Below are 19,598 nucleotides of genomic sequence, written 5' to 3'. Positions count from 1 at the left end.
GCCCCCCCGGCCCCCCCCCCCCCCCCCGCCCCCCCCCCCCCCGCGCCGCGGGGGGGGCCCCCCCGGGCCCGGTCACGATCAGCGGACCTCAGCTGGTGGGCGCCACGCGCGCGTAGACGACGATGTTGTCGCTGTAGCGGTGGTCGGCACCGCTGTAGTCCCCGGCGCACGTGATGAGGCGCAGTTCGGGGCCGCTGGTGTCGCGGTACACCTCAAGGCTCGGGAAGCGGTCCTTGGGGTACTGGGCGACGCGCGTCACGGTGAAGGTGGCCGTCACCCCGTCGGCCCGGCGTACGTCGACGCGGGCGCCGACCCGCACCCGGGCCAGCTCGAAGAAGACCGCCCGCGCACCGTTCCAGGTCACGTGCCCCGCGATGACCGCGGGCCCGCGGACGCCCGGTACGGGCCCCCGCTCGTACCACCCCGCGCTGGCGGGATCCCGTGGCGTCCGCATCGCGCCGCGCTCGTCGAGCCCGAGCTTCTCCAGGGGCGTGGAAACCCCCAGCGAGGGGATCGACAGGCGCTCGGGCCGGGCCGGGGCCGGCGTGCCCCCGTCCGTGCGTCCGGAGGGTTCAGGGGCGTGGGAATGCCCGTCCGGCGGAAGGGGAACGGCGGTCTGCCGTACGGCCGTGGGTGGCAGCCGTCCGGGGTCCGACCGCTCGCGGGTGAACCCCAGGCCCAGCAGGGTCCCGCCCACCGCGAGGAGCAGTGCGACGCAGGTCAGTGGGACCCACCGCCGGGTGAACCACGGCACGGTCCCTGTCTCGTCCTGGTGCCTGTCCGGCATGGTCGCGGCCCTCAGCGAACAGGGGCGGACGACCCGCTACGACGGCGCCACACCACGATCGACAGGGCTCCGGCCCCGAGGAGCGCCGCGCTGCCCGAGGCCACCAGCACGGACGTCCCGCCCTGCTCGGCGGGGCCCGATCCGGTCTCCACGCCGCCGACCGGCATGGACCCCACGGCCGCGCCCGCCAGCATCCCGCACGAAGCCGGGGCGGTCGCCTCCTGCGGGAGCTTGGGGTCGAGCTCGCTCTTGCCCTTGGAGAAGTCGTACTTTCCGTTGCCGTTGGGGTCGATGCCGTGCTGGACGACGTGCAGGTCCTTGATGTGGTCGGCGACCTGCTGCGAGACCTCGATCGTCCGCTCGTAGGAGACCTTGCCGTCCTGGTCCGCGACGGGCATGCGGGCGACGTCCAGGCCGCTGCCCTTGCTGGTGTCCCCCTTGGTGGTCAGCGAGATGTTGATGTCGCCGTACATGGGCAGGCCCTCGGCGGTCGTCACGATGCCGTCGCCGTTCTTGTCGGCGCTCGCGTCGGGGCAGCGGAAGTCGTGCCCGTCGGTGGAGCCGTGGATGTGCTGGGCGTGCGGCTGACCGGGGACGAGGCCCGTCGCCTCGATCTTCACGTTCAGGGCACGGTCGTTCAGCGTGAGCATCGCCGTGCCGGTCGCCTTCGAGTCGTTGAGCGGCTCCAGGTCGACCTGGTAGGTGGTGGATCCGTTGCCGGGAGCGCTGTCGTGGCCTCCGGTGTGGGCGGCGGCGGGTATCGCCGCCACCAGGCACAGTGCCGCGGGCAGGGACAACAGGGTCGCTGCGCGAGTGGTGCCGCGTAATGCCATGCGGGGATCCTTTCTCTGCTCCTCGGCCGGTCGTCGCCGGCGTCGGAGTACTCGGACGGATACACAGGGCATTCGGGGACCTCGGCCGCCCGGATTGGTGCCCCGCTCGGTGTTCCGCTTGGTGTCCGTGCATCCGCCGGGCCGTTATTCGCCACCTCAACTGCGCTGAGCCACCTGGATATTGGCGCGGTACGGCTGGTCAGCACCCGCTTCGGTACGCGGGGGAAAGTCGGTCCAATCCGTGGGCGCGGCGGCCACGAATGCAGGGTGTGGGACCGACCCGTCCCGCCCCGACGGTGGACGCCGGACGGGCGCGGGCGGAAAGACCCGGCCCCACGGCAGTCTCCGTGACCTGCTCTCCTGATGTGGAGTTGTTCTGATGCTTGCTTCCCGTACCCGTCGTCTCACCCTGGGCGTCGCTGTCGCGGCGCTGCTGCCGCTGTCCCTGACCGCCTGCGGAAGCGACGACAAGAAGGACGCTGCCGCGGGCAGCGACAGCACGGCGAGCGCTTCCTCTCCCGCGACGGACCAGAGCAGCGGCGCGATGACGGGCGACCAGCCGTTCGGCCCCGCGTGCGCGTCGGTGCCCAAGGACGGCGCGGGCAGCTTCGACGGCATGGCCAAGGACCCGGTCGCGACCGCCGCTTCGCACAACCCCGCGCTGTCCACGCTGGTGACGGCGGTGAAGAAGGCCGGTCTGGTCGACACCCTGAACAACGCGCAGAACATCACCGTGTTCGCGCCGACCAACGACGCGTTCGCGAAGATCCCGAAGGCGGACCTCGACAAGGTGCTCGCCGACAAGGCGATGCTCACCAAGGTCCTGACGTACCACGTCGTCGGGCAGAAGCTGGCGCCGAAGCAGCTGGAGTCCGGCACCTACCCGACCCTGGAGAAGTCCACGCTGACGACGTCCGGTTCGGGCGAGTCGTACAAGGTCAACGACGCCTCCAACGTGGTGTGCGGAAACGTTCCCACCGCCAACGCCACGGTCTACATCGTCGACTCCGTCCTGATGCCCAAGTAGCGGCGGTCCACCGTGGCCGGGCCTCCCGGCCCGGCCGACCCTGCCACCTGATCCGGGGCGCGCACGTCGCGTCCCGGATTCCGGCCGTTCCGGCACCGTCCCCGCCGGAACGGCGCCCCGTCCCGCCCCCGCCTCTCGATTCCGCCTCCGGCCCCGACTCCGTGGAGTGTCCGCGTGATCCGCTTCGTACGTGTCCTGGACGTCGAGCGCTCCTTGCCCCAAGTCGCCGCGTATCTCGCCGACTTCACGCACGCCGAGCGGTGGGACCCGGGAATCCGGGCCTGTCGGCGGCTGGGGTTCGGACCCGTCGGCGAGGGGTCGCGCTGGCGCAGCACCACGCGCCTGCGGGGGCGCACCGCCCACCTCACGTACGTCCTCGTCCACAGCGAACCGGACCGGCTGGTGTTCGCGGGGCACAACGAGGTGGTGAGTACGGTGAGCGACCTGCGACTCGAAGCCGTGGACGGCGGCACCACGCGGATCACCTACGCGGCGACGGTCCGCCTGCGCGGCGCGGCCCGCCTGACGGAACCCCTTCTGGCGAGGGACGTACGGCAGTTGGGCGACCAGATCACCTACACACTGCCCACGGCCCTGCTCATCGCCCTTCCGTCCCCGGCCGCCGCCGCGCCGCTGGGAACACTACCGCGCCGCCGGTGAACACCCGCCCGGACTCTGGCAGTTGCGCCGCTGCCTGGTAGGCCCCTGTTCAGTACGTCAGGCCGTGCCCGAACCGGTACAGCGGTGCCCGGGTGTCGAAGGGCACGTCCTCGCGGCTGTCGCGCACCGCCTCCATCGAGGACGGCAGGTCGAAGGGCAACCGGCCCGAGGGCGCGCTGCGTCCGAAGAGGACGTCGAGCAGGGCGTCGTCCTGTGCGCCGAAGTCGCCGACGACGGCGGTGGCCGCCTGCGCCACGGGGGTGAGCACGGCGGGCCGCTCCAGGTAGACGAGCACCACGGTGGGGACGGTGGCGGCGAGGTCCCGGACGTGGCGGACGACGTCGTCGGGGAAGTCCAGGCCGCCGCCGTGGAACCACTCGCTGAGCGCGGTGCCCCGGTCCTCGTACGGGGCGCGCAGTCGTACGACCGCGACGTCGGCGTCGGCGGGCCCGTCGGCCGGCTCCGCGTAGTCGGCGAGGACGGTGGTGTCCAGGCCCTCCGCGTACACGCGCAGGGTCGCGCGGTCGGCCAGCGGCAGCAGTGCGTCGCCGTTCTTGACGAGGACCAGGGAGCGCCGCTGGGCGGTGCGGCCGGCCTCGCGCAGTGGTGAGGCCCCGACGGTCTCGGCCGCCGCCTCCGGGTCGACGCGGCGCTGCTCGAAGAGGCCGAGGCGGAACTTCTCCCGCAGCAGCCGGCGTACCGACGTGTCGAGCCGCTCCTCGGTGACCAGGCCGTCCTCGACGAGCCCGGTCACCAGGTGGGTGCAGTCGTCGCCGCCGAACTGGTCGACCCCGGCGTCCAAGGCGCGGGCCAGCCGCCCGGCCGGGGTGAGGTCCTCGAGGCCGTAGGCGTGGGCGTCGAAGACGTCGCCGGCGAGCATCGTCGACTCGATGACGTTCCAGTCGGTGCACACGATGCCGTCGAAGCCGTAGTGCCCGCGCAACAGGTCGGTCACCACAGGCTTGTTGAAGGCGAAGCCGACCTCTTCCCAGCCGGGCACCCGGAGCGGCATGCCGTAGTACGTCATCACCTGCGTCGCGCCTGCCCGGAAGGCGGCGTCGAACGGCAGCTCGTGCAGCCGGGCGAGACCGCCGGGGTAGACCTGCTCGCGGTGCGCGGGGTCGTGCGCGTCCTCGCCGTCGAGCTGCGGCCCGCCACCGGGGAAGTGCTTGACCATGGCCGCCACGGACCGCGGGCCGAGACGGTCGGCGCCGCGCAGCCCGCGGACGAAGGCCGCGGTCATCGCGGCGACGGTGACGGGGTCCTCGCCGAAGGTGCCGTAACCGCGTGACCAGCGCGGATCGGTGAAGAGGTCGGCCATGGGCCCGAGGGCGACGCGGATGCCGAGCGCCGTGTACTCGCGGCGCACCACGTCCCCGTACTCCTCGGCGAGCCGCGCGTCGCCGATGGCGCCGATGCCGGTGTGCTCGGGCCAGCGCGACATCCGCTCGATGGCCTGACCGGCCGCCGGGCTGGAGAACATGCCGTGGCGCGGGTCGGTGGAGACGGTGACGGGGATGCCGAGCCGGGTGTCGGAGGCGAGGTCCTGGAGGCGGTTGTGCCAGAGGGCGATCTCGTAGGGGTCGGTGCCGTTCAGCAGGTTGAAGTGCGTGATGTGGCGCCGCTTCACCAGCTCGTGGGCGGTGCGGACCCCGTTGGCCTCGTCCGGCTCGGTGAGCAACTCACCCCCGGGGGAGAGGGTGTTGGCGGTGTGGAAGAGCTGTCCGGCCTTCTCCTCCAGCGTCATCCGTGACAGCAGGTCGCTCACGCGCTGTTCGACGGGGAGGGCGGGGTCCAGGTACGGGGTGCGGTGCATGCGAGGTACTTCCTTGTACGGCGTTTCGGCGTGCGGTGGCGCGTCCGGGTGCGGGTTCAGCGGCGCTTGACGGGCAGTACGGCGGGGATGGCGAGCAGCGCCGCGAGCGCGCCGAAGACGAACAGCGCGGGGTAGTTGTTCCCGCCGCCGAGCGCGAGGAGCGTCGGCGCGATGAGGGTGATCAGGGAGTACGGGAGCGTGGCGGCGATGTTCATGACGCCCAGGTCCTTGGCCGCGTTGTTCGGGTCGGGCAGCACGTCGGCGGGGAGCGCGATGTCGACGGCGAAGTAGACGCCCATCCCGACGCCGACGAGTGCCTGGGCCACCAGGAACCCGGTGACGGAGGTGGCGACGGCCATCACGCCCATCGACGCGGCCAGCAGGACCGCGGCGGTCAGCACCACCGGCTTGCGGCGCCCGACGCGGTCGGAGATCCGGCCCGCGGGCACGGTCGCGATCAGGATGAAGACGTTGGCGACCAGGCTGCCCAGGAAGACGTAGTGGGTGACGCCGTCGGAGTCCTCGCCGAGGTAGTCCGACAGGTAGTACGCCATGTAGGTGGTGACGGTGGCGTACGAGGTCCACATGAGGAACCGGCTCAGCCAGGCCCAGCCGAAGCTGGGGAAGCGCACCGGGTTGGTCCACAGGAAGCCGAGCAGTTGGCGCGCCCGCATCGGCGGCACCTCCCGCGGGGTGACGCGGCGGTCCCGGCCGTACAGCAGGAAGGGCACGACGAGCGCGGCGCCGACGACGCCGGGCACCAGCAGCAGGGCGACGGTCGAGGCGTTCAGCGCGTCCACGAGGAAGGTGCCGCCGAGGGTGGCCAGCGGGTTGGCCAGCGCGAGCACGGCGGAGGCGAACCCCATCTGCCGCTCGGGCACTTGGTCGGCGAGCACTCCGTAGATCGCGGCCACCAGGGCGTTGTAGAAGCACTGCGCCAGGCACCAGCCGACCACGATCTGCCAGGTGCTGTCGGCGAAGGCGATCACGGCGATCCCGGCGAAGCCGCCGACGGTGCCGATCACCATCCAGGGCCGCCGGGCCCCGAAGCGGGAGGTGGTGCGGTCGGACAGCAGCCCGAACAGGGGGTTGGCCACCAGGGCGACCAGTGCACCCGCCCCGAGCGCGAGGGAGAGCGTGGTGACCTTGCCGGTGGCGTCCATGCGCTCGACCTTGAGGGCGACCGACACCAGCGAGGGGACCAGCACTCCCATCCAGGCGCCGAGCAGCGCCAGGAAGTGGACGAGGACGAAGGTTCCCGGGACGCGGGGCCGGGAGTCGCCGCCGGGTGGTGTGACGGGTGCGGCGGACAGGGCGGGCCCGGGGGCGGGCTGGGCGCCGGCGGAGGGGGACATGGGCACAACTCTCCTTTGAGTCATGGCTGTTGTGAGGCGTGGGGGCGCGTCAGGTGTCAGGCGTGTGTGGTGGGGGCCGCGCGTGGGGTGCGTCAGGTCTGGTACGGGTCGTGGGAGGCGCACGACGTTCGTGTCAGGGCTGTCCTGGTTCGTGGGAGCCGCACGAGGCGCGCACCACGAGTTCGGTGGGGACGGTGAAGTGGGCCGGGGGAGTGCCGTGTTCGATCGAGTCGAGCAGCATGCGGACGGCGGCCGAGCCCATCTGGCGGAACGGCTGGCGCACGGTGGTCAGCGGCGGCCGCATGACCCGGGCGATGGGCGAGTCGTCGAACCCGGTGACCGCGACGTCCTCGGGCACCCGGTGGCCGCCGGTGTGCAGGGCGGTCAGCACGGAGAAGGCGATCTCGTCCCAGGCCGCCGCGACGGCGTCGGGCCCGGTGGCGAGCAGCCGGGTGATCTCCGCGTCCGTGGGCTCCCGGTCGCCGGGGAGCAGGGCCAGGTCGGCGTCGTACGGGAGGTTCGCCTCGCGCAGGGCGTCGAGGTAGCCCTCGAAGCGCTCCTGGGCGAAGGCGTCGTCGAGCTGACCCCCGACGAACGCGATCCGGCGGCGCCCGTGCCGCGCCAGGTGGCGGACGACTTCGCGGAAGCCGCTGCGGTTGGTGCTCTCCACGTAGGGCAGTGCCAGCCGGTGGCCGCGGTCGTCGATGACCACGGCCGGGGTGCTGCTCCGCGCGATGGCGCCGATGTGCCGGGGCGTCCCCTCGGGCATGAGCAGGATCAGCCCGTCGACAGGGAGGGTCGGCAGGGTACGGCTGACGAACTCGCGCTCGGCGTCCTCACCGGGCCGCAGCGGGTGCACCAGCAGGTGCAGTCCGCGGCGCGCGGTCTCCTCCGCGATGCCGTACTGGATGTCCGCGTACCCCCACCACTGGCTGAGCGGCATGAGCAGGCCGAGCGTGTCGTGCCGTCCGGTGCGCAGCGAGCGGGCCAGGGAACTGGGCACGTACCCGAGGTCGTCGGCGATCCGCTGGATCCGCTGCCTGGTCTCGCCCCCGACGTCCGGATGGCCGTTGAGCGCGCGCGAGACGGTGGGCTTGCTGACGCCGGCCCGCTGGGCGATGTCCGCGATGGTGACGCGGGGCGCGGAGCGGGGGCTGCTGGAGGACTCGGGCATGGGCCTCACCGGGTTCGTCCCTGGGGGAGCGGGTTCGGAACTGTTCCGCAATCGATTGCGGAACAGCTCCGAACGTATCCCCGAAGGGGTACGGGACGCAAGGAGCGGCGAGCTGGAAGTCCTGGTCGGCAACCCCCGTCGGCGTTCCGGCGTCCCACCCCGTGAGGAACGGCTCATGAGGAACAGCTCATGAGGAACAGCTCATGACGAACAGCGTGGCGAACAGCTCGTGATCGACCGGGAGGGCGCGTGGCGAAGAAGGACCGGACACCCAGGACGGCGGAGGAGAAGGACCGCGAGAAGTGGATGGCGCGCTTCCAGGTACGTCTCGCGATGCAGCCGGGCGTGGACCGCGAGGTGGTCCTCCGCGCGGTCAAGGAGGTCACGGTGCACTGCGCCGACACGGGAACGCACCCGCGGACCGCTTTCGGCGACCCGGACGACCACGCCGTGCAGGTCGCCGCGCGGCTGGTGCCCGCGGACCGGGCGGCGCGGCAGAGGCGGCGCGACGCCGCGCTGGACGCGGTCGACTCGGCTCTGGAGAAGACCAGGGACATCACCGGTCTGTGACCGGGCGGCCGAAGGGCCCGGCGTGAGCGTGACGGGTGCGCCGCGGACCGGCCCCCGGCCGAGGGCCAGGGGACCGGTCAGGAGACCCAGGGGCAGGTCAGGAATGGGTCACGGAGCCCAGGGCCCGATCGCTTCCTTCATCGCGTCGGTCATCGCGGCCTGCAGCAGCGGGCCGTAGGTGATCCGGCCGACACCGAGGCGCCGGAAGCGGTCGAGGTCGTGCTTGACCGGGTGGGCCGTGGAGTTCACGGGGACGGACACCGCGCCGATCACCGCGGTGAGCAACTCGTCGTTGTCCTGGATGGCCACCGGGTAGAGGCTGTCGGCGCCCGCCTGCTCCAGGGCCCGCAGCCGCTCGATCGCCTCGTCGAGGACCGCGGAGGCGTCCTGCGCGTGCGCGAAGAGGTCCGTGCGCCCGTTGACCCAGACCGGGACGCCCGCGTCGTCCGCCGCCGCGCGCAGCCCCGCGACGTAGTCCGCGTGCTCCTTGGTGCCGCGCACCCGGCCGCCCTCGGAGTGGACGGTGTCCTCGACGTTCAGGCCGACGCCGCCGACGTCGATCAGTCCGGCGATGAGATCGGCGGGCGTCTGGCCGTACCCGGCCTCCAGGTCCACGGACACCGGGACGTCGACCGCCGCGATGATCGGCCTGACGGCGGCCAGCACCTCCTCGAAGGTCTGCCCCTCGTGGTCGGATGCGCCCCGGGAGTCGGCGAGCGGGTGGCTGCCGATCGTCAGCGCGGGGAAACCGGCGCCGACCGCCGTCCGCGCGGACCAGACGTCCCATACGGTCGGCAGCACGAGCGGCTGGTGGTCGGCGTGCAGTTGCTTGAGGAGTCGAGCGCGCTCGACGGTGATGCGAGTGTCCATGCTGATGACGCTACCCGTTCCCGGTCGCGGACCACGTGCCCACGGGGTGCCAGGGCGCTGCCCGGTGACGAAGGGTCAGGTCTGTCGTACGCAGTTCACGGCCGTGTCGATTCCCGTATCCGCAGCGTCCACGCGTGCGGGCGGACCGCGTCCGGTGCGGCGCGCCCGGCGAGCACGTCGCAGAGCAGGTCCGCGCAGGCGCGGCCGTAGTCGCCGGGGCGCAGGTCGACCGCCGTGACCGGGGGGTGCCCGGTGCGGGTCGCCGGTCCGTCGACGCACGCGGCCACCAGCAGGTCGCGGCCCGGGGTGCGGCCGAGGGACTGCGCCGCGTGGAGCACCCCGGGGGCCGAGCCGTCCGGGCCGCTGACGACCGCGTCGACGGCCGGGTCGGCGGCGAGCAGGGCGCGCGTCGCCTCGGCGGTCTCGGCGGCGGTGGCCGCGAAGGGGATGGTGCGCAGGGCGAGCGGGAGGCTCCGCCGGGCCGTCCACTCGGCGGCCGTGGCCCGCAGGGACTGGGCCCAGGCGGAGTCCCCGCCGGGGGCGAGCAGTGCCGGGTGGCGGGACCCCCGGGCGGCCAGGTGGTCGAGGAGGGTGGCGAGCGAGGCGGCGTTGTCGCAGACCACGGAGGCGTACGGAGTGGTGCTCGCACCGGGGTAGCGCTCGCCGGTGACGACGGGGATCCCCGCCTCCATCAGGGTCGGCACGGCGCCGTCCGAGGGCTCGGGGTCGATGACGAGCAGTCCGTCCATCCGCGAGGCCAGTGGCCCGTGCGCGCCGACCGGGCTGCCGAGCAGCACCACGTCGAGGCCGTCCTCCTGGGCCCGTGCCACCGCCCCGAACGCGAGGTTCATGTAGTAGTCCAGGCGCGTCGCGGTGCGGGGCAGGTGCAGTCCGACGGTCCCGGTGCGGGCGCGGCGCAGCCGCTGGGCGGCGCTGTTGGGCCGGTAGCCGAGCGCGTCGGCGGTCTCGCGGACGCGCGTGCGGGTGGCCTCGGCGACGCGTCCGGAGCCCTGGAGGGCGTCCGACGCGGTGCTCCTGGACACGCCGGCGGCGCGGGCCACGTCGAGCAGGGTCACGGTGCGTGCGGTCACGGACGGGATTCTAAAGGACCTGTTCGACACTTGCCGGATCGTTCCGGCAGTGCTTGTATTCCACGGTGCCGGATCGTTCCGGCACAGCGGCCCGCACGCCCGTCCCCGCCTTCGGCGCCCCCGGGTGCGGACCCGCCCACAGGGCCGACCGTCCCCGTGTCCGTACGGGGCGTCGGTGAGCGACACGCCAGGAGGCACCCGCATGACCCGCGCTTTCGACGTCGTGGAGACGAGCATCGCCGACCTGCGCGCGGCGCTGGAGAAGGGCGAGACGACCGCGGTCGCGCTGCTCGACGCCTACCTGGCCCGGATCGAGGCGTACGACCGTCCCGGCACCGCCACCGCGCTGAACGCGATGGTCGTCATGAACCCCGGTGCCCGGGCGGACGCGGCGGCCTCGGACGCCCGCCGCGCGCGCGGCGAGACCCTGGGGCCGCTCGACGGCGTCCCGTACACCGCCAAGGACAGCTACCTCGCCAAGGGCCTCACCGCGGCGGCGGGCTCCCCGGCCTTCGAGCACCTGGTCGCGCAGCGCGACGCGTACGCGATCGAGCGGCTGCGGGCCGGGGGCGCCGTGCTCATCGGCCTGACGAACATGCCGCCCATGGCCAACGGCGGCATGCAGCGGGGCGTGTACGGCCGCGCCGAGAGCCCCTACAGCGCCGACTGGCTGACCAGCGCCTACGGCTCCGGCTCGTCCAACGGGTCCGGCACCGCGACCGCCGCGTCCTTCGGCGCGTTCGGCCTGGGCGAGGAGACCTGGTCCTCGGGCCGCGCCCCCGCCTCCAACAACGCGCTGTGCGCCTACACCCCGAGCCGCGGCGTGATCTCGGTGCGCGGCAACTGGCCGCTCGTCCCCACCATGGACGTCGTCGTCCCGCACACCCGCACCATGGCCGACCTGCTCGAACTCCTCGACGTCCTGGTCGCCGACGACGAGCACGCGCGTGGCGACCTGTGGCGGGCCCAGCCGTGGATCACCCTGCCCGCCGCGTCCCGGGTGCGCCCGGAGTCGTACCCCGCGCTCGCCCCCGCGGGCACGGACCGGGCGCGCGCCGCGCTGGCCGGCACCCGGATCGGCGTGCCCCGCATGTACATCGGCGCCGACCCCGAGGCCGGGACCAACCCCGAGGGCGGCATCGGCGGCCAGACCGGGCAGCGCGTCGAGACGCGCCCCTCGGTGCTCGACCTGTGGGAAGCCGCGCGCCGCGACCTGGAGGCGGCCGGGGCCGAGGTCGTCGAGGTCGACTTCCCGGCCGTCACCAACTACGAGTCGGACCGCCCCGGCGCCCCCTCGGTGCTCACCCGGGGCCTGGTCCCCCGCGACTTCCTCACCGTCGAGATCGAGGACCTGTCGGCGTGGTCCTGGGACGACTTCCTGCGGGCCAACGGCGACCCGGCCCTGGCGTCGCTGGCCGACGTCGACGGCGACCGCATCTGGCCCAAGCAGCCGGGCGAACTCCCCGACCGCTACGAGGGGTTCGACGACACGATCGCCGACTACCCGCGCTTCGTGCGCGAACGCCCCTACGCGTCGCTCACCGACATCCCCCTCCTGGAGGCGGGGCTGCGCGGCCTGGAGGAGACGCGCCGGGTGGACCTGGAGGAGTGGATGGACGAACTGGGCCTGGACGCCCTGGTGTTCCCCACCTCCGCCGACGTGGGCCCGGCCGACATGGACGTCGACGAGGCGCACGCCGAGCTCGGCTGGCGCAACGGGGTGTGGGTCGCCAACGGCAACCTGGTGCCCCGCCACCTCGGCATCCCCACGGTGACCGTGCCGATGGGCACCATGGCGGACATCGGCATGCCGGCCGGCCTGACCTTCGCGGGCCGCGCCTACGACGACAACGTCCTGCTGGGCCTCGCCGCGGCCTTCGAGGCGACCGGTGAGCGCCGCACGGAACCGCCGCGCACGCCACGGCTCGCGAACGGCTGAGCGGGGCGGCGCGGCCGGGGCCGGGGCCGGGCACGTGGGCCGGGCGGCCACGGATCCCGTGGCCGCGCCGTACCCTGGGCGGCAGGAGAACGCCTCCGCCGGCCGGCCCCGCGCCGCCGCGACCCGAGGGGTCCGCAGTGGAACTCGCCCAGTACGCCGACCACGCCGTACGCCTGGTCAACACCGAGGACCCGGTCAGTGGTGAGGACGCGCTGATCTCCGTCGACGACATCCGCGAACTGTTCGGCCCCGCCCGGCAGATGGCCCGGCGCGCCACCGAGACGGACCTCAGCCGGTTCCGTACGGTCCGCTCACGGCTGCGGGCGGTCTTCGCCGCCGCCGACGGCGGCGACCACACGGCCGCGGTGGACCTGCTGAACGTGCTGCTGCTCGAGTTCCCGGTCAGCCCGCAGATCTCCGGCCACGACCACCTCGACGACGAGGGGCGGCCCCGCTGGCACATGCACCTGGCGGACCACGCCTCCAACGCCACCACCGGCTACGCCGCCCTGTGCGCGATGGGCCTGGCCTTCCACCTCACCACCCACGGGCCTGGACGGCTCGGCCTGTGCCAGGCGTCGCGCTGCGAGAACGCCTACCTGGACACCTCCACCAACCGTTCGCGCCGCTACTGCTCGGACCGCTGCGCGACCCGGGCCAACGTGGCCGCCTACCGCGCCCGCAAGCGCCAGGCCGCCGAAGACGCCGAGGACACCGACGCCCCGGTGGGAGCTCCGCTCGGCTGAGCCCCACGGGGGTGAAGGCGGTCAGGCGGCGCGGGGCGTGAGCGACGCGTACTCCAGGGGCGCCGACGGGTCGATCGACACGTCGAGCGGGGCCGGCCGGGCGCCGGAGCGCACCAGGAGGTCGCCGACGGCGGCGATCATCGCCCCGTTGTCGGTGCACAGCGTCAGCGGGGGCACGCGCAGCTCGATCCCGGCGGCGGCGCAGCGCTGCTCTGCCAGGGCACGGACCCGCGAGTTCGCCGCCACACCGCCGACGACGATCAGCGTGCGCACGTCGTACGCGCGACAGGCCGCCAGGGCCTTGCGGGTGAGGACGTCCGCCACCGCCTCCTGCAGCGCCGCCGCGCCGTCGGCCACCGACGGCTCCTCGCCGCGCAGCCGGTGCTGCTCGACCCAGCGGGCCGCCGCCGTCTTCAGACCGGAGAAGGAGAAGGCGTACGGGTCGTCCCCTGGCCGGGTCAGCGGGCGCGGGAAGCGCACCGCGGCCGGGTCGCCCTCGCGGGCCGCGCGGTCGATCGCCGGGCCGCCCGGGTAGGGCAGGCCCAGGATGCGGGCGACCTTGTCGAAGCACTCGCCGGCCGCGTCGTCCAGGGTGTCGCCCAGGTGCAGGATCGGCTCGCGCACCAGGTCGCGCACCAGCAGCAGCGAGGTGTGCCCGCCGGAGACGATCAGCACGACGCAGGGCTCGGGGAGCGGACCGTGCTCCAGGGCGTCGGCGGCGACGTGCCCGGCCAGGTGGTGCACCCCGTACAGCGGCACCCCGGCCGCGTACGCAAGCGACTTCGCCCCGGCGAGGCCGACCTGGAGCGCCCCGGACAGACCCGGCCCCGTGGTGACGGCCACCGCGTCGAGCTGCCCGAGCCGCAGCCCGGCCTCGGCCAGGGCCCGGCGCACGACGGGGGCGAAGGAGTGCAGGTGGGCGCGGGCGGCGATCTCGGGGACCACGCCGCCGAACCGGGCGTGCTCGTCCATGCTCGACGCCACCACGTGCGCGAGCAGCTTCCCGTCCTGGACGATGCCCGCCCCGGTCTCGTCGCACGACGACTCGATGCCCAGCACCACGGGTCCAGCCACAGCAGCCCTCCAATTGCCCATTCTTGCTAGTTGCAATATATGTGCAATAAGGAGTGGTCCCTGCCGCCACTCGTGCACGCCGCACCACGGCGGGGCGCCCCGCACCCCGTACCAGCCCGTGCCCGATCCGCCACTACCGCCCCGGGTGGAGCCGTGCCTGCAACTTCCGCGGCAGGCGCGCACCGGGCGGCCGTCGGGCGTTGCAGTACGGGGGTGTACGCACCCCGCCCCCAGGATCAACCCGCCACCCGAGGCGGAGGACCCGTGCCGACCCCTACCTTCTCGATCGCGGCCCCCGACCGGGGCCGCGGGCACCGCAACGGTGCCGGACGCCGAGTTCCGGAGGGGACCCCCATGAAGTACAGGACGTACGCCGCGGTCGGAGCACTGCTGCTCGCCGGAGGCCTCACCGCCGCCCCCGCCAGCGCGATGGCCCAGGATGCGGCCCCCGCGACCGCGCGCACGTCGACCACGCCGACCGCGCAGGCGGCGGCCGCGGTCACCAAGATCAGTCACAGCAACGCCACCGGCCGCTTCACGGCCGCCGGGATCACCTGGACCTCCAGCGGCGGCTGCTCCGACCGCAACCGCAGCAACTGCACGTCCTTCGACCAGCTCAACCTCGCCAGCGCACAGGGCGCGGTCACCCTGAAGAAGGCCTCGGGCTGCGCCCTGCTGATCACCGGCGGTACGGAGACCGGGCACGCCTCCGGCACGTACAGCCACTGGAACGGCTACAAGCTGGACTTCAACCCCACCACCTGCCTCACCAACTACATCACCCGCAACTTCACCCACATCGCGGACCGGGGTGACGGCGCCAAGCAGTACAAGGCGGCCTCGGGCAACATCTACGCCCGCGAGAGCAGCCACTGGGACGTCACCTTCTACAACTGCGGCGGCTGCTGACCGGCTCTGCCAGTCCCCGTACGCCCATCAGCCACGCCCATCAACCACCGAACGAAGCGGGTGAAGAACGATGTCCTTCCGGACCAGGGCCGTGCCCAGAACGGTCGTGACGGGAGCCGCCCTCGCGGCCGCGCTGCTGCTGACCACGGCCTCCGCGCACGCCACGACCAGCAGCGTCTCCGGCCAGACCGGCGGCACGTACACCTACTACGACAACCCGCGCACCGTCACCGCCGCGGGTTCCAACATCTACCTCAAGGCCAGCGCCCAGGGCATTGGCCTGACGGTCATGTGGTACAAGTGCGGCGACCGTTCGGTCCACGGCCAGGGCGTCGACGTCAGCCTCAACACCCGCAAGCTCATCGGTTCCAACTTCCGCGCGGGCACGGTCTTCTGCCTCGCGGCGGTCGCGGACGTGGTGGTCGACTCCCACCACACGAAGGTGCCCTGGAGCGGCTCGCTCCAGTGGAACGTCTTCTCCTGAGGCCTTGATGTCTTGAGGGCGTACGCCCCCTCTGCCCGGGTCCGTCGAGGTCCGTGGCTGGACTCACCAGCCGCTCCGGCCCGAGGCCCGGCACCCACAGCAACCCCAGACAGGAACGTGAAGATGACTCGCGCTACCCGGCGCTTCGGCGCACTGTCGGCTGCCCTCGCGGCCGTGATCGGCACGGCTACCCTGTCCGTCGCTCCCGCGTCCGCCACCACGACGGGCCCCGCACAAGCACTCCGGACCCCCACCGCGGGCGCGGCGGCCAGTTGCTACGGCGGGGCCTGGTCCTACCGGAAGGGCAAGGGCTGGGGCGTGATCCCGACCAGCGGGAACGACTACTACCGTACGACCTCGCGCTGCACGGACATCAACGTGAAGCCGGACCAGGACGAGACGCTGGAGCTCTGCTACGAGAATTCCGCCCACGCCATCACGTGCAAGAACCCGGTCCGCCTCAAAGCGGGTCAGTGGAAGGTGCTGGGGACCGATTTCAAGGACGGCACGGCGTTCTGGTTCAACTTCGACCTCGGTGTCGTCGACAAGGTGAGGACCGGGTCCATCGCGGCCTAACGTCCTCCCCCTCTGACACCTGTGAACACGCGACGCCGGTCGTCGAGTACGGCCGGCGTCGCTGAACGACCCTGTCGCGTACACCAATTCCCCAGGAGAGCGACCACCCATGACTGCCATCCTGTTCAAGACGGCCACCCTGTTCGCCGCCACGGCGACCCTGGCCGCAGGGACCGTCCTGCTCACCGCGCCCACGGCGGGCGCCCGCACGACCGCGGCCGCGTCCAACGCCTGCTACGACGGCGCCTGGACCTACCGGAAGGGCGCCGGGTACGGAGTGCTCCCCATCAACGGCGGCGTCTACCGCACCACGTCCCGCTGTGCGGACATCAACATCAAGGCGGACCAGGCAACGAGCCTGGAACTCTGCTACTCCAACCCGTCCGACACCCGGACCACCTGCAAGGACTACGTCACCGCGAAGGCGGGCCAGTGGAAGGTGATGGGCACCAACTTCAAGGATGGCACGCGCTTCTGGTTCAACGTCGCGGCCATCGACACGCTGAAGACCGGCTCCATCGCGGCGTGAACCCCGCGCGGTGACCGGTTGAGTCCGATGGGTGCCCACCGCCTGGCGCGGTCCGTCAGGCGGTGGGTGCCGTGGTCACTCGAAGTGGCAGAGCGGCATCCCCGACGGCGGGCGCGTCAGGCTGGTGTTGCCGCCCCAGGTCCACATGTAGCTCAGGTCGCCGACGCGCGAGTCGCGGCCCGAGGAGATCCGGTACCACACGTCCGTGTGCCGGCCTCCCTGGTTCACGTCCTGTCCGTGGTAGTAGCACTCCACCCGGACGCGGTCCGCCGCGGCGGTCACCCCGTACCGGGTGAACTGCTGCGAAGGCCCGGCCCGCAGGCTGCTGTTGGCGGAGACGGTGGTCGCCGTCGTCGCTGCCTGGGCGGGCGCGGCGAGGGCGGTGGCCGACAGGGCGGCGAGCACGACGGCGACGGCGCGGGCGGAATGCCGGAGAGCGGTTCCGGGACTGTTCAACTGGGTCTCCTTGCCGAGTGGTTGGGTGTGTCGCGGTGCGGCGGGGCAGGCGGCGCGGCGACCGTCAGCAGCCCTTCGGGGAGTTGACGATCTTGATGCCGGTGGCCGTGCCCTGGTAGGTGACGAAGGTCCAGATGTTGTTGACGCCCACACACTGGTTGGACGTCTTGCCGTTCCTGACGAGCCTGATGACCGCGTCGTCGTCCCGGCGCGTGTTGACGATCGCGAAGGACCCCTTGGACTGCGGCCCGAGGTTCTGGAACCCGGGCGTGACGTCCTGGTACATCGCCGTCGGGTGCTTGCGGTCGAAGTCGCCGGACGTCAGGTAGAAGCAGACGTACGGGTAGGGGCACCCCTCCACCGAGGCGGCGGCGGAGGCCGCCGCGGCCGGGGCGGCCGTGGGCGCGGCCAGGCAGACGGTGCCGACAGCGGCCGCAAGCAGAGCGGAGGTACGCCGGAACGTGCCGGTCAGGACGGTCGAGAGGCTCTTGGTGCGCGTCATGTTCGTCGTGTCCTCATCTCGGGGCGCGGGGCGCGGGGCGCGGGGCGCGGGGCAGGGTGTGCCGTATTGCTTCGCGCGGGTGTCACGGGCCTTCCGGGCACGTCGCGCGGTTCTCGATGCGGACGCGGGTGACAGTGATCCCGGACTGGACCGGCCATACCTTGTTCGGCGGCAGGCAAGTGGTGAACTCGCCCTGGCCGTGGTCGAGGAACTTGATGCTCACGACGTCGTCGTTGCGCGTGTTCACGACTCCCTTGGCGCCCCTGGACTGCGGCCCGAGGGTCTGGAAGCCGGTGGTGACGTCCTTGAACTGCGCCGTCGGGTGGCTGTTGTTGTAGTCCGAGGTGGTCAGGTAGAAGCAGACCGCGGGGTAGGGGCACCCCTTCTTGGCGCTCGCGGAGGCGGGGGCACCGCCCAGGGCGACCAAGCCCAGAGAGGTCACGGCGACCGCGGTGGCGGCAGCGCGCATGCTCGGTTTCATGGTGGGTCTCCTTCTGCGTCGGCAGGCGTCCGAGGGGGTAGTGCGCAGGCCCCGGAGGAGTACGTGTCGTATGGGTCGGGGCGGGGCGGGACACAACGTAGGCCCGGGCCCGATTCCCGTTCGACCGGCGCAGGGTTGAACTTCGGCTACCGCGCCGGTTGGCGGTTTCGTACGCGGCGTACACCCGCGACGGTGCGCCGGCTCATACCAGGGGGGTATCGGGGATGCCAGGGGGCAGGAACGCGCGGGCGCGCCCGCCGCCGCTCCGGGCCCGGGTCGTGCCGTAACGTGATCGCCTGCCGCATGGAATGTCCATGTGCTGCCCATGTGTCCGGCCGGGGCGTTCGAGGGAAACCGGTGGCGGCGCGCGAAGGAGATCATGGTGAGTGAAGCGGAGAAGCCCAGCGTCGGGGTTCCGGAGGGTGACGCGCCCACGGAGCTGACGGTCCGGGACCTGGTGGTGGGTGAGGACGGGCCCGAGGCGCAGCCGGGCAGGGTCGTCCAGGTCCACTACGTGGGGGCCAACTTCGCGACGGGGCGGGAGTTCGACTCCTCCTGGGAGCGTGACCAGCCCTTCAAGTTCGCCATCGGCGGCGGCAGGGCGATCAAGGGCTTCGACCGGGGGATCAGGGGGATGAAGGCCGGTGGCCGGCGCGAGATCATCGTTCCGCCGAGCCTGGGGTACGGCAAGCAGTCACCGTCCGCGCACATCCCGCCCGGTTCGACGCTGCTCTTCGTCGTGGACCTCCTCTCCGTCGTGGGCGCGGCCGCGGGTCCGGGTCGAGGTTGAGTGATCTGGCGTGAGGGTGTGGCCTGACGGTTCGGACTCGAGAGCTCCGGCCTGACGGCTCCGGCCCTGTCCCGGTGCCGTCGGCCGATCAGGCCGCCTCGTCCCGCTCGGCGAACACCTCGCGGGCGGCGGCGATGGCGTTCAGCGCGGCGGGGAAGCCCGCGTAGACGGCGATCTGGGTGAGGACCTCGACCACCTCGGTCCGGGTCCCGCCGACGTTCAGCAGGCCGTGGACGTGCACCTTCAGCTGCGGGGCCGCCGTGCCCAGGGCGGCGCACATCGCGACCGTGGCCAGTTCGCGGGTGCGCAGGTCGAGGCCCGGCCGGGAGTAGATGTCGCCGAAGGCGTACTCGACGATGTAGCGGCCCAGGTCCGGGGCGATGTCCCGCAGCGAGGCGATGACGTGCTCGCCCGCGCTCCCGTCGATCCGGGTCAGCGCGGCGTCACCGCGCTCGAAACGGTCGCCCTCGGGGGCGCTCGCCTCGGGCGTGTGGGCCAGGTCGGGGCGGGCCGCGAAGGCCTCACGGGCGACGGCGAGGCCGTTGAGCGCGGCGGGGAAGCCCGCGTACACGGAAGCGTGCACGAGGACCTCGACGACCTCCTGCGCGGTGCAGCCGACGTTCAGCGCGCCGTCGATGTGGAACCGCAGCTGCGGGGCCGCGTTGCCGAGGGCCGCAAGCGCGGCGACCGTGGCCAACTGTCGCTCGCGAAGGGGCAGTCCGGGCCGCGAGTAGACGTCGCCGTACCCGAACTCCACGGCCATGCGGCCCAGGTCGGGGGCGATGTCGGCCAGGGAGTCGAGGATCTCGGGCCTGTCGGTACCGGCGACCTGCCGCAGGACGCCGAGTCCGGCGTCGAACCGGTCGGTGGTGCGCGTGTGGGTGGTGGGGCTGGAGGCGCTGGAGGTGCTGTTCATGCGGTGGAGACTA

At 72.7% G+C, this 19,598-nt stretch carries 22 protein-coding genes; 10 read left to right on the top strand and 12 right to left on the bottom strand.

Going from position 1 to position 19,598, the window contains the following annotated elements; translation table 11 throughout:
* Positions 1-88: 88 nt before the first annotated feature.
* Positions 89-787 (bottom strand): class F sortase, encoded by a 699-nt coding sequence (locus tag ABT160_RS37065; protein WP_351652534.1) that lies wholly within the window; start codon positions 785-787, stop codon positions 89-91.
* Between the two features lie 11 nt (positions 788-798).
* Positions 799-1,620, bottom strand: a complete 822-nt coding sequence (locus ABT160_RS37060; RefSeq protein ID WP_351652532.1) for a GVDTG sorting domain-containing protein — start codon at positions 1,618-1,620, stop codon at positions 799-801.
* A gap of 379 nt (positions 1,621-1,999) precedes the next feature.
* Here ABT160_RS37060 and ABT160_RS37055 point away from each other — a divergent pair, with 379 nt between their 5' ends.
* Positions 2,000-2,647 (top strand): fasciclin domain-containing protein, encoded by a 648-nt coding sequence (locus ABT160_RS37055; RefSeq protein ID WP_351652531.1) that lies wholly within the window; start codon positions 2,000-2,002, stop codon positions 2,645-2,647.
* 174 nt (positions 2,648-2,821) lie between these two features.
* A complete protein-coding gene (locus tag ABT160_RS37050; protein ID WP_351652529.1) occupies positions 2,822-3,307 on the top strand; it encodes an SRPBCC family protein in 486 nt (161 codons plus the stop codon).
* 49 nt (positions 3,308-3,356) lie between these two features.
* Here ABT160_RS37050 and ABT160_RS37045 read toward each other — a convergent pair whose 3' ends face one another.
* The 3 genes from ABT160_RS37045 to ABT160_RS37035 all read right to left on the bottom strand — a co-directional run bounded on the left by ABT160_RS37045 (position 3,357) and on the right by ABT160_RS37035 (position 7,652).
* On the bottom strand, positions 3,357-5,123 hold the full coding sequence (locus ABT160_RS37045) for a glycoside hydrolase family 3 protein (RefSeq protein WP_351652527.1): 1,767 nt from the start codon (positions 5,121-5,123) through the stop codon (positions 3,357-3,359).
* A gap of 56 nt (positions 5,124-5,179) precedes the next feature.
* Positions 5,180-6,478 carry an MFS transporter gene (locus ABT160_RS37040; protein WP_351652525.1) on the bottom strand — a complete coding sequence of 433 codons (1,299 nt, stop codon included), beginning with the start codon at positions 6,476-6,478 and terminating at the stop codon, positions 5,180-5,182.
* Between the two features lie 133 nt (positions 6,479-6,611).
* Positions 6,612-7,652 carry a LacI family DNA-binding transcriptional regulator gene (locus tag ABT160_RS37035; RefSeq protein ID WP_351652523.1) on the bottom strand — a complete coding sequence of 347 codons (1,041 nt, stop codon included), beginning with the start codon at positions 7,650-7,652 and terminating at the stop codon, positions 6,612-6,614.
* A 249-nt stretch (positions 7,653-7,901) separates the two neighbouring features.
* On the opposite strand from ABT160_RS37035, the gene ABT160_RS37030 reads away from it, so the two are divergent.
* The gene (locus tag ABT160_RS37030) at positions 7,902-8,222 is read left to right on the top strand and encodes a hypothetical protein (protein ID WP_351652521.1); all 321 of its coding nucleotides are present in this window, start codon (positions 7,902-7,904) and stop codon (positions 8,220-8,222) included.
* Between the two features lie 108 nt (positions 8,223-8,330).
* On the opposite strand, the gene ABT160_RS37025 is transcribed toward ABT160_RS37030, so the two are convergent.
* Positions 8,331-9,092: an isocitrate lyase/PEP mutase family protein gene (locus tag ABT160_RS37025; protein WP_351652519.1), complete on the bottom strand. Its 762-nt coding sequence runs from the start codon at positions 9,090-9,092 to the stop codon at positions 8,331-8,333.
* Between the two features lie 95 nt (positions 9,093-9,187).
* The gene (locus ABT160_RS37020; protein ID WP_351652517.1) at positions 9,188-10,183 is read right to left on the bottom strand and encodes a LacI family DNA-binding transcriptional regulator; all 996 of its coding nucleotides are present in this window, start codon (positions 10,181-10,183) and stop codon (positions 9,188-9,190) included.
* Between the two features lie 202 nt (positions 10,184-10,385).
* Here ABT160_RS37020 and ABT160_RS37015 point away from each other — a divergent pair, with 202 nt between their 5' ends.
* Complete coding sequence (locus ABT160_RS37015; RefSeq protein WP_351652515.1) at positions 10,386-12,122, top strand: amidase; 1,737 nt, start codon at positions 10,386-10,388, stop codon at positions 12,120-12,122.
* 137 nt (positions 12,123-12,259) lie between these two features.
* A complete protein-coding gene (locus ABT160_RS37010) occupies positions 12,260-12,868 on the top strand; it encodes a CGNR zinc finger domain-containing protein (RefSeq protein ID WP_351652513.1) in 609 nt (202 codons plus the stop codon).
* Between the two features lie 21 nt (positions 12,869-12,889).
* Here the strand turns inward: ABT160_RS37010 and tsaD are convergent, their stop codons facing one another.
* Positions 12,890-13,942: a tRNA (adenosine(37)-N6)-threonylcarbamoyltransferase complex transferase subunit TsaD gene (tsaD, locus tag ABT160_RS37005; protein WP_351652511.1), complete on the bottom strand. Its 1,053-nt coding sequence runs from the start codon at positions 13,940-13,942 to the stop codon at positions 12,890-12,892.
* Between the two features lie 429 nt (positions 13,943-14,371).
* Between tsaD and ABT160_RS37000 the strand changes: the two genes are divergently transcribed.
* From ABT160_RS37000 to ABT160_RS36985, 4 genes are all read left to right on the top strand, one after another.
* Positions 14,372-14,851, top strand: coding sequence for a hypothetical protein (locus ABT160_RS37000; protein WP_351652538.1), 480 nt, complete (start codon positions 14,372-14,374; stop codon positions 14,849-14,851).
* 91 nt (positions 14,852-14,942) lie between these two features.
* Positions 14,943-15,335: a hypothetical protein gene (locus tag ABT160_RS36995; protein WP_351652509.1), complete on the top strand. Its 393-nt coding sequence runs from the start codon at positions 14,943-14,945 to the stop codon at positions 15,333-15,335.
* Positions 15,336-15,458: 123 nt separating this feature from the next.
* Positions 15,459-15,911, top strand: a complete 453-nt coding sequence (locus ABT160_RS36990) for a hypothetical protein (RefSeq protein WP_351652507.1) — start codon at positions 15,459-15,461, stop codon at positions 15,909-15,911.
* A gap of 109 nt (positions 15,912-16,020) precedes the next feature.
* On the top strand, positions 16,021-16,440 hold the full coding sequence (locus ABT160_RS36985) for a hypothetical protein (protein WP_351652506.1): 420 nt from the start codon (positions 16,021-16,023) through the stop codon (positions 16,438-16,440).
* Positions 16,441-16,515: 75 nt separating this feature from the next.
* Here ABT160_RS36985 and ABT160_RS36980 read toward each other — a convergent pair whose 3' ends face one another.
* The 3 genes from ABT160_RS36980 to ABT160_RS36970 all read right to left on the bottom strand — a co-directional run bounded on the left by ABT160_RS36980 (position 16,516) and on the right by ABT160_RS36970 (position 17,879).
* The gene (locus tag ABT160_RS36980) at positions 16,516-16,896 is read right to left on the bottom strand and encodes a hypothetical protein (RefSeq protein WP_351652504.1); all 381 of its coding nucleotides are present in this window, start codon (positions 16,894-16,896) and stop codon (positions 16,516-16,518) included.
* A 64-nt stretch (positions 16,897-16,960) separates the two neighbouring features.
* Entirely contained in the window at positions 16,961-17,398 is a 438-nt protein-coding gene (locus tag ABT160_RS36975; protein ID WP_351652502.1) for a hypothetical protein, read from the bottom strand.
* Positions 17,399-17,480: 82 nt separating this feature from the next.
* Positions 17,481-17,879: a hypothetical protein gene (locus ABT160_RS36970; protein ID WP_351652500.1), complete on the bottom strand. Its 399-nt coding sequence runs from the start codon at positions 17,877-17,879 to the stop codon at positions 17,481-17,483.
* A 382-nt stretch (positions 17,880-18,261) separates the two neighbouring features.
* Between ABT160_RS36970 and ABT160_RS36965 the strand changes: the two genes are divergently transcribed.
* A complete protein-coding gene (locus ABT160_RS36965; RefSeq protein WP_351652536.1) occupies positions 18,262-18,669 on the top strand; it encodes an FKBP-type peptidyl-prolyl cis-trans isomerase in 408 nt (135 codons plus the stop codon).
* Positions 18,670-18,757: 88 nt separating this feature from the next.
* Here the strand turns inward: ABT160_RS36965 and ABT160_RS36960 are convergent, their stop codons facing one another.
* Positions 18,758-19,585 carry a carboxymuconolactone decarboxylase family protein gene (locus tag ABT160_RS36960; protein WP_351652498.1) on the bottom strand — a complete coding sequence of 276 codons (828 nt, stop codon included), beginning with the start codon at positions 19,583-19,585 and terminating at the stop codon, positions 18,758-18,760.
* Between the last annotated feature and the right edge of the window lie 13 nt (positions 19,586-19,598).

Origin of the sequence: Streptomyces sp. NPDC001941 (genome assembly GCF_040296945.1) — a bacterium.
Classification (GTDB): Bacteria; Actinomycetota; Actinomycetes; order Streptomycetales; family Streptomycetaceae; genus Streptomyces.
The sequence above is the reverse complement of the archived record's forward strand: the minus strand, read 5'-3'. Positions and strand labels throughout refer to the sequence as shown.